10 protein-coding genes are annotated in these 7813 nt (G+C 64.2%); 7 read left to right on the top strand and 3 right to left on the bottom strand.

Annotated features, from left to right (window positions below):
• The 5 genes from WA702_RS02485 to WA702_RS02465 form a co-directional block, all read left to right on the top strand.
• Positions 1-1004 (top strand): ABC transporter substrate-binding protein (locus WA702_RS02485; RefSeq protein WP_425108939.1); only part of this gene is annotated, 1004 nt, incomplete at its 5' end.
• Positions 1005-1015: 11 nt separating this feature from the next.
• A complete protein-coding gene (locus tag WA702_RS02480; RefSeq protein ID WP_425108938.1) occupies positions 1016-1888 on the top strand; it encodes a branched-chain amino acid ABC transporter permease in 873 nt (290 codons plus the stop codon).
• Entirely contained in the window at positions 1885-2877 is a 993-nt protein-coding gene (locus WA702_RS02475; RefSeq protein ID WP_425108937.1) for a branched-chain amino acid ABC transporter permease, read from the top strand. The genes WA702_RS02480 and WA702_RS02475 overlap by 4 nt, the downstream gene beginning before the upstream one ends.
• Entirely contained in the window at positions 2874-3623 is a 750-nt protein-coding gene (locus WA702_RS02470) for an ABC transporter ATP-binding protein (RefSeq protein WP_425108936.1), read from the top strand. The genes WA702_RS02475 and WA702_RS02470 overlap by 4 nt, the downstream gene beginning before the upstream one ends.
• A complete protein-coding gene (locus WA702_RS02465; protein ID WP_425108935.1) occupies positions 3616-4320 on the top strand; it encodes an ABC transporter ATP-binding protein in 705 nt (234 codons plus the stop codon). Before WA702_RS02470 ends, WA702_RS02465 begins: the two co-directional genes overlap by 8 nt.
• Before the next feature lie 203 nt (positions 4321-4523).
• Here WA702_RS02465 and WA702_RS02460 read toward each other — a convergent pair whose 3' ends face one another.
• From WA702_RS02460 to WA702_RS02450, 3 genes are all read right to left on the bottom strand, one after another.
• Complete coding sequence (locus WA702_RS02460; protein WP_425108934.1) at positions 4524-4682, bottom strand: hypothetical protein; 159 nt, start codon at positions 4680-4682, stop codon at positions 4524-4526.
• 167 nt (positions 4683-4849) lie between these two features.
• Complete coding sequence (locus WA702_RS02455; protein ID WP_425108933.1) at positions 4850-5575, bottom strand: class I SAM-dependent methyltransferase; 726 nt, start codon at positions 5573-5575, stop codon at positions 4850-4852.
• A 204-nt stretch (positions 5576-5779) separates the two neighbouring features.
• Positions 5780-6715: a LysR substrate-binding domain-containing protein gene (locus WA702_RS02450; RefSeq protein ID WP_425108942.1), complete on the bottom strand. Its 936-nt coding sequence runs from the start codon at positions 6713-6715 to the stop codon at positions 5780-5782.
• 109 nt (positions 6716-6824) lie between these two features.
• On the opposite strand from WA702_RS02450, the gene WA702_RS02445 reads away from it, so the two are divergent.
• The gene (locus WA702_RS02445) at positions 6825-7238 is read left to right on the top strand and encodes a hypothetical protein (protein WP_425108932.1); all 414 of its coding nucleotides are present in this window, start codon (positions 6825-6827) and stop codon (positions 7236-7238) included.
• 42 nt (positions 7239-7280) lie between these two features.
• Positions 7281-7409 (top strand): DUF736 family protein, encoded by a 129-nt coding sequence (locus WA702_RS02440; RefSeq protein WP_425108931.1) that lies wholly within the window; start codon positions 7281-7283, stop codon positions 7407-7409.
• Positions 7410-7813: the final 404 nt, after the last annotated feature.

The following is a 7813-nucleotide window of genomic DNA, read 5'->3' as shown; positions in this document are numbered from 1 at the left end:
TCAACGAGGCCGGCGGCATCAAGTCGCTCGGCGGCGCCAAGCTGAACCTGATCGTCTCCGACGTGCAGAGCGACACCACGGTGACGCGCACCGAGACCGACCGGCTGATCACCGGCAACAAGCTGTCCGCGATCCATGGCTGCTACGCCAGCGCGCTGACAATGATTGCGAGCGAAGTCTGCGAGCGCGCCAAGATGCCGATCATCACCGGCTCGAGCTCCGATCAGCTCAACAAAGGCCGCCGTTTCACCTTCACGCCGTTTGCCCGCGCATCGCAATTTGCAAAAGCGCAGTTGCAGATGTCGAAGCTCGTCAGCGACAAGCCCAAGGTGGCCGTAATCTTCGAGAATACCGCCTTCGGCACCTCGACCTCGAACGGATTGAAGGAGCTGGCGCCGGGCGAAGGCGTCGAGATCGTGATGTTCGAGCCCTATTCGGCGGGCTTCACCGATGCCAGCCCGCTCATCAACAAGGTCAAGGCGTCCGGCGCCAATTCGCTGTTCTCGCTGTCCTATCTGAATGATCTCATTTTGATCGTGCGCACGGTCAAGCAGGTCGGCCTCAACATCGCGATCAATGGCGGCTCCGGCGGCTTCGTGATGCCTGACTTTTATAAGAATGTCGGCAACGCCGCCGAAGGCCTGCAGGGCGTGGCGCACTGGAATCACGACGTCAGCGAGGATGCCCAGAAGGTCAACGTTGAGTTCAAGAAGCGCACAGGCGAGTTCGCCTTCGAATATGCCGGCGGCCTGGTGGCGCAGACCTTCATGCTGGCGGATGCACTCGAGCGTGCCGCCTCGGCCGATCCGCAGAAGGTGCGCGAGGCGCTGTCGACGCTCGACGTCTCCTCCGGCTATGCCGCGATGGCGCCCGGCGGCAAGGTCAAGTTCGGCCCGGACGGCAAGAATGTCTACGGCAAGCCGGTCGGCGTGCAGTGGCAACATGCCGACCTCGTCAGCGTCTTCCCCAAGGAAGATGCCCGCGCGCCGCTGCTGAAGATCTGATCGCCGATCCGATGTTGGAGACAATCGTCCAGGCCGTCATCAACGGCCTGCTCATCGGCGGCATTTACGCGCTTGTGAGCATCGGCGTCACGCTGATTTTCGGCGTCGTCAAGATCGTGAACTTCGCCCAGGGCGAGTTCGTGATGCTCGGGATGTACCTCTCGTACTATCTCGCCACCACGATTGGCCTCGATCCGATCCTCTCGCTCGTGGTCACGATGCCGGCGCTGTTCGTGATCGGCGTGCTGATCCAGCATGTCCTGATCCGCCGCGTGCTCGGGCCGAACGACATGCCGCAGATCTTCCTGACCTTCGCGCTGTCGCTGTTGCTGCTCAATCTCGCGCTGATGCTGTTCACGGCGAATTACCGCACCGTACACACCTCCTATTCGGACACTGCATTTCACCTTGGCGGGCTGTATATTCCCGTCGCCAAGCTGATCGCCTTCGTCGTGGCGATGGGATTGAGCTTCGCGCTCTGGCTGTTCCTGCATACCACCGATCTCGGCCGCGCCATGCGAGCGGCCTCGCAGAACCGCGATGTCGCGACGTTGATGGGGATCAACCCGAACCGGGTGTTTGCGGTCGCCTTCGGGGCCGCTCTGGCGCTTGCCGGCGCCGCCGGCTCGCTCTTGATGCCGTTCTATTCGGCCTACCCGTTCGTCGGGCAGACCTTCGTGCTGATGGCTTTCGTCGCCGTCGTGCTCGGCACCCTCGGCAACGTGATCGGCGCACTGATCGCGAGCCTGATGATGGGGGTCGCCGAATCGCTCGGCATCCAGTTCGTCGGCGCCGATTCGGGATTGATCGTGGTGTTCGCCATGCTGCTGCTGACGCTCGCCTTCAGGCCGAACGGCCTTGGCGCCAGGAGGCTGCGATCATGAGCGGCATCAAGGCAATCCTGCTCGCCGGTCTCGCATTGGTCATGCTGGCGCTGCCGCAGTTGGTGACGAACTCGTTCGCGCTCGATATCCTGATCCGCATCCTGTTATTCTCGTTCATCGGCGTCGCCTGGAATCTGATGGGCGGCTATGCCAAGCAGCTCTCGCTCGGCCACGCCGCCTATTTCGGGCTCGGCGCGTATACCTCGACCTTGCTGCAGATCGACTTCGACATCTCGCCCTGGATCGGCATGGTCGCGGGCGGCGTGGTGGCGGCGCTCGCCAGCCTGCCGATCGGCTGGCTCTGCTTCCGCCTGCGTGGCCCCTATTTCACCATCGCCACCATCGCGACCGCCCAGGCGCTGATGCTGATCTTCCTCAAGTTCCGCGACTTCGCCTGGGGCGCCGAAGGCACCACGATCCCGAACCTCGGCTCGGCGCCGTTGATGCTGCAGTTCGAGGGCAAGCCCGCTTATTACTATGTCGTCCTTGGCCTGCTCGCGCTCGGCCTCCTCGTCACCTCCCTGATCGAACGATCTTATCTCGGCTATTATCTGGTCGCGATCGGCGAGGACGAGGATGCGGCGGAGGCGATCGGCGTCAACGCGCCGCGGATCAAGCGCGACATCTACATGATCTCGGCATTCCTGACTGCGCTCGCGGGCACCTTCTACGTCCAGTACATCTACTTCATCGATCCTGCGACCGCCTTCAACTTCAACATCTCGATCGAGGCCGCATTGGTTTCGATCGTCGGCGGCATCGGCACGCTGTGGGGACCCGTGATCGGCACCGTGCTGCTGGAAACGACGTCGGCGCTGCTGCAAAGCTGGCTCGGCTCCTCGACCGGCGGCGTGCAGCTCACGGTCTACAGCCTGATCCTAATGGCGGTGATCCTGTGGCGGCCGACCGGCCTGATCGGGGTGCCCGGTGAAATCCTAAGGCGTTATCGACAGCGCCATCCGGCCAAAGCCGCCAAGGTGGCGCCATGACCGATGCGCTCGTCATCAGCGGACTGAGCAAGCGCTTCGGTGGCCTGCGCGCCGTGCAGGACGTCAGTTTCACGGTGCGGGAGAACGAGACGCTGGCGCTGATCGGCCCCAACGGCGCCGGCAAGACCACGAGCTTCCATCTCATCACCGGCTTCCATCGCGCTGACGCCGGCTCGGTGCGCGCCTTCGGCCGTGAGATCGTGGGCCTGCGGCCGCACGACGTCTGCGCCCATGGGCTGGCGCGGACCTTTCAGGTCGCAAAGCCGTTCGGCGCCATGACGGTGCTCGACAACGTCATGACCGGCGCGTTCCTGCGCGACCGCCGCGTCACTGCCGCCCGCGACAAGGCGCTCGAGGTCATCGAGTTCGTCGGGCTCGCCGCGCGCGCCCGGACGCAGGCGAAGGACCTCACCACGATCGACCAGCGCCGGCTGGAGATGGCGCGGGCGCTGGCGACGCAGCCGAAGATCCTGCTGCTCGACGAAGTCATGGCCGGCCTCAACCCGGCCGAGATCGATCAGGCGGTGGCGTTGGTCGGCAAGCTTTCGGCGAGCGGGCTCACCATCGTGATCGTCGAGCACGTGATGCGTGCGATCATGGCGGTGGCGCGCCACATCGTCGTGCTCGATCACGGGCAGAAGATCGCGGAAGGCGCGCCCAAGGACATCGTCGAAAATCCGGAGGTCATCCGCGCCTATCTCGGCTCCTACGTACATCCGCCTACGGCAGGAGGCGGACATGCTTGAGATCAAGGGTGTCAGCGCCGCCTATGGTTCGGTGCCGGCGCTATCGGATGTTTCGATCACGATCGGCGCCGGAGAAGCGGTCGGCCTGCTAGGGGCCAATGGTGCCGGCAAGAGCACGACCTTGCGCGCCATCTCCGGCCTGGTACGCCTGACCGCGGGTGCCATCAGCTTCGACGGTGTCGATCTCGCGACGCGGCCGCCCTATCGCATTCCGGAGCTCGGCATCGCGCATGTGCCCGAGGGCCGTCAGGTGTTTCCGGAAATGACGGTACAGGAGAATCTCGAGATCGGCGCCTACGTGCCGAAGGCGAAGGCTGAGCGGGCGCGGACCATGGAGCTGGTCTACGGCATCTTCCCGCGGCTCGCCGATCGCCGCAAACAGCTCGCCGGCACCATGAGCGGCGGCGAGCAGCAGATGCTTGCGGTCGGCCGCGGGCTGATGCTGAAGCCGCGGCTCTTGATGCTCGACGAGCCGTCACTTGGCCTCGCGCCCGTGATGACCGACGTCACCTTCGAGAAGATCGGCGAGATCCACAGGATGGGCACCGCGATCCTCCTGGTCGAGCAGAACGTCAGCCGCGCGCTGGCATTGGTGCAGCGCGCCTATGTGCTGGAAAGCGGCCGCGTGACGTTGCAGGGCAGCAGCGCCGAGCTCGCCAACAACAAACAGGTGCAGGCGGCGTATCTGGGGATTTGATACTGCCGCCGCAAGCGACGAAGCTGTAGGGTCGGCAAAGCGAAGCGTGCCCACCGATCGAGACATCGACCGAAGCGGTGGGCACGGCGCGTGCGCGCCTTTGCCCACCCTACATATTCCCGCTCACCTGCTCGCTCATCGTGTTTCCCCCACTTTTTGCTTCGGCCGGAGCTACGCCTTACCTCATTGCATAACGCAAAAAGTCAGGCCGAGGCCAGCAGCCTCGCGATGGCTTCGCCGGCCGCCGCCGTGCCGAATTGGCCACCCACGTCACGCGTCGCCTGCCCCTGCGCGATCGCCGTTTCCACGGCGCGCTCGATCGCATTCGCTGCCGAGACGAAACGCGGCTCGCATAAGGACACTTCCTGGACCGAATCGATGAGCTGCGTGAGCCCTGCTGAACCCGTGTTGGATCCTGGCACGGACGACCAAGAATCCAACCGCTGCTCGATTACATCAACGTCAAGGACTGAGACGTCAAGGCGCCGATCGACGCCTGCAGCTCAGCGTCCGCCGTGCGATCCCGACCTCACGGCTTGCGGAATTTCAAAACGAAATTATCGACCGACGCCGCGTTCTGTGAGCTCGGCGTCGTGCGCTGGTCGTCCGGACGGCGCAGGAAATCGCCTTCGGCCACGAACACGAAGCCGGCCGCTTCGATTTCCGAGCGAAGGCTGTTTTCGGCAATACGATGGAGCGTCTTTCCGACACTGGCACCGTCTTCCGGCTTGGCGGAATGATCGGCCACGATCAGCAAGCCGCCGGGCTTGAGGGCATCGAAGATTGCCTTATCCATCTTGGCGCGGTCGACCGGCAGGAACGTGGTGTCATGATATCCGAACAGGAATGTCACCAGATCGAGGTTCGTCAACGACGGATTCGAAAGATTATCGGCCGGCGTCACGACCAGTTCGGCATTGGCCATCGCCGGCGTCTTCAGGCGTTCCGCGAATTTGTCCGATTGCCGCCCCGCTTGCGCGAACACCTTGCCATCAGGCGCGACCGCGCGCGCCATCAACTCCGTGCTGTAGCCGGCGCCGGCCGCCATATCGAGCACGTGCCATCCCGGCATGGCGCCGATGAACTGCAACAGTTTCACCGGCTCGCGGATGCTGTCGCCCTGACGGTCCGCGTCGGACCTGTCAGGGGCCGCCACGATGGCCTCAGGCGTCGCGCCGAATGCAAGAGGCGGGCAACACACCGTTACCGCAAGGGCCACGGCGAATGCCGTCTTGCGCAACAGCGGGTTGGTCATCGTTTCCTCCTGAGGTCGTGCTGCCGACAAATTAGCTGATTTGAATGACATCATTCTCCGCGATACTTCAAATGACGTTTCGGTCAGCAATGCAGATTGCGCGGAGTTATGGGTAGACACGGCGCGCGCGAGCCCGGTTTTCCAGCGCTTTGAGTTCGGAGCGCTCCGCATAATCCCGGGAGGAAGATCGACGCGCTCGACGCTTCATCCCGCCTTGTCGCTGAACGCGGCGGGAAGCGTGGCCAGGAACGACATGACGCGCTGTGTGCGCAGGGGCATGCGGCGGTTGGAGGTCCGCAGCATCCATAGTGGCTCCGCCGGTGCGCGCCAGGGCGCAAGCACTTCGACGAGCCGGCCGGTGCGCAGATCGTCATGGAAGAGCCACGCCGGCCCCCAGCCAACGCCGAACCCATTCGCGATCAAGGCGAGCGAAGCGTGCGCATCGTCGCAAATGTGCTTGGGCTTGGGCACGACGCGAACAGCTCCTTTGCCGCGCGGGTCGGCGAAGCGCCAGGTCAGGATCTGACCGCTCGCGGGATTGCGGAAGCCGACGTGGTCATGCGCGGAAAGCTCGTATGGAGTCGCCGGCGCGCCGCGCGCGTTCAGATAGGTCGGCGAGGCGCAAGCGATCCAGGAGAATGTGCAAAGCCGCCGCGCCACATGACCGGGCGCGCGGTCGAGGGGTCCTGAGCGGATCGCGACGTCGACGCCTTCCGCCGCGAGATCGAGAATCTCGTTGCGGAATTTGACCTCGATCTCGATTTCCGGCCGCTCCCGCAGGAACGCGGGCAGTCGCGGCAGGATGCAGGCGCGCGCGAACGAGGCGGGGGCGGTCACACGCACCCGTCCGCCGTCGTCGCGCGCGGCTTCGCCGAGCGCGGATTGGACACGGGCGAGACTTTCGGCCAGCACGCGTCCCGCCGCCATCAGCCGCTCGCCCTCTTCTGTCAGCGCCAGCGAATGGGTGGAGCGATGCAAAAGCCGCATTCCGCGAGCCTGTTCGAGGCGGGCGACCGCCTTGGACATCGCCGAGGTGGTCGTCCCCGCACGCCGCGCGGCTTCCGCGAAGGAGCCCGCCTCGACGACGCGGACGAAGGCGAGGAGGCGCGAGAGGTCGGGAGGCAAGGCTGTTGTGGACATCCAGTCCACATAGTCATGGCGGTGTGGTGGATACAAGAGCCGTTCCCGAGTGGCCAAATGGGGAGCGTCAGCGCGCAATCTAGCGCGGCCAGAAACCTCGGGAAGTCCCATGAACCCCATCGAAATCACCCTGCAAGCCCTCGACGCCGCCGAGCGCGCGATTCCCCTCGGCCAGCCGGTCTATATGCTCAATCTGTTGCGCTACCGCGCGTATGCGCGTTACGAGGACGGCTTCGACGCCGCGCCCTGCTCGGGCCGCGAAGCCTTTCATGAACGCTATAGGCCGGCATTCCGGCGTCTCGCAGCCGGTAAGCCGCTCGTGCGGATGTTTTCCGGGCCGGTCCTGGCGAGCCTCGTCGGCTCGCAAGGCGAACGCTGGGACGAAGCGGCGATCAATGAATACGGCGATTTCGCCGCCTTCCGCTCCATCGTCGACACCGAGACTTACCGGCGCGAAGCCGCCCCGCATCGCCACGCGGCGCTCGAGGATTTCCGGCTGTTCGTGCTCGCCAAGGCGATGTGAGCGCATCGAGGCGGCGGCCTCTGCACCCGCGGCGAGGACAGCGTGTTCAGCGGCACCGTCCGGACACTCTCGATCAACATCAAAGCGGGTCTCATTCCCGCCGAGGCGTCGTCCAACGACAAGGCCCCTGACCTGCGCGTGCTCGTGGGCAACGTCGATCATCCGGAGTGAGGAGTTATGCGGAGCGGCAATGCATCTCGACTGCTTCGCAGCTCACGCGGCTTACAACGACGGAGTTGTAGAAATACACGCCTTCGACAATCCAGCACGCAGGCCCTACCCCACATTCACCGTCGTCCCGACCACACGCCGGCGTGTGTGTGTGACGAGCTATGTGACCCTCCGTCGGGCAAATCAATGGTTGAATAATCCCGCACATGCCGCGCAATGCGTCGTATTACGACCGCAAAAGCATGCGCCGAAAAGCTCATTTTGCCAGCGAGCCCCAGCAGTTCACCGCGTCAGGGCCAACTTCGCAAAAGATTTCTCTTTCGCTTTTACAGAAATCATGCTTTGCTGCCGCTGTCCCGCCTCGGCAAGAGGGGCGTTTCGCGATCGTCACGAGCGTGGAGGCG

Origin of the sequence: Bradyrhizobium sp. (genome assembly GCF_049798375.1) — a bacterium.
Classification (GTDB): domain Bacteria; phylum Pseudomonadota; class Alphaproteobacteria; order Rhizobiales; family Xanthobacteraceae; genus Bradyrhizobium.
The sequence above is the reverse complement of the archived record's forward strand: the minus strand, read 5'-3'. Positions and strand labels throughout refer to the sequence as shown.

Bases quoted from the DNA above. Each gene is read 5' to 3' on its own strand.
- WA702_RS02445 (WP_425108932.1), top strand. From the start codon at position 6,825: ATGAACCCCATCGAAATCACCCTGCAAGCCCTCGACGCCGCCGAGCGC.
- WA702_RS02465 (WP_425108935.1), top strand. From the start codon at position 3,616: ATGCTTGAGATCAAGGGTGTCAGCGCCGCCTATGGTTCGGTGCCGGCG.
- WA702_RS02455 (WP_425108933.1), bottom strand. From the start codon at position 5,575: ATGACCAACCCGCTGTTGCGCAAGACGGCATTCGCCGTGGCCCTTGCG.
- WA702_RS02470 (WP_425108936.1), top strand. From the start codon at position 2,874: ATGACCGATGCGCTCGTCATCAGCGGACTGAGCAAGCGCTTCGGTGGC.
- WA702_RS02480 (WP_425108938.1), top strand. From the start codon at position 1,016: ATGTTGGAGACAATCGTCCAGGCCGTCATCAACGGCCTGCTCATCGGC.
- WA702_RS02475 (WP_425108937.1), top strand. From the start codon at position 1,885: ATGAGCGGCATCAAGGCAATCCTGCTCGCCGGTCTCGCATTGGTCATG.
- WA702_RS02450 (WP_425108942.1), bottom strand. From the start codon at position 6,715: ATGTCCACAACAGCCTTGCCTCCCGACCTCTCGCGCCTCCTCGCCTTC.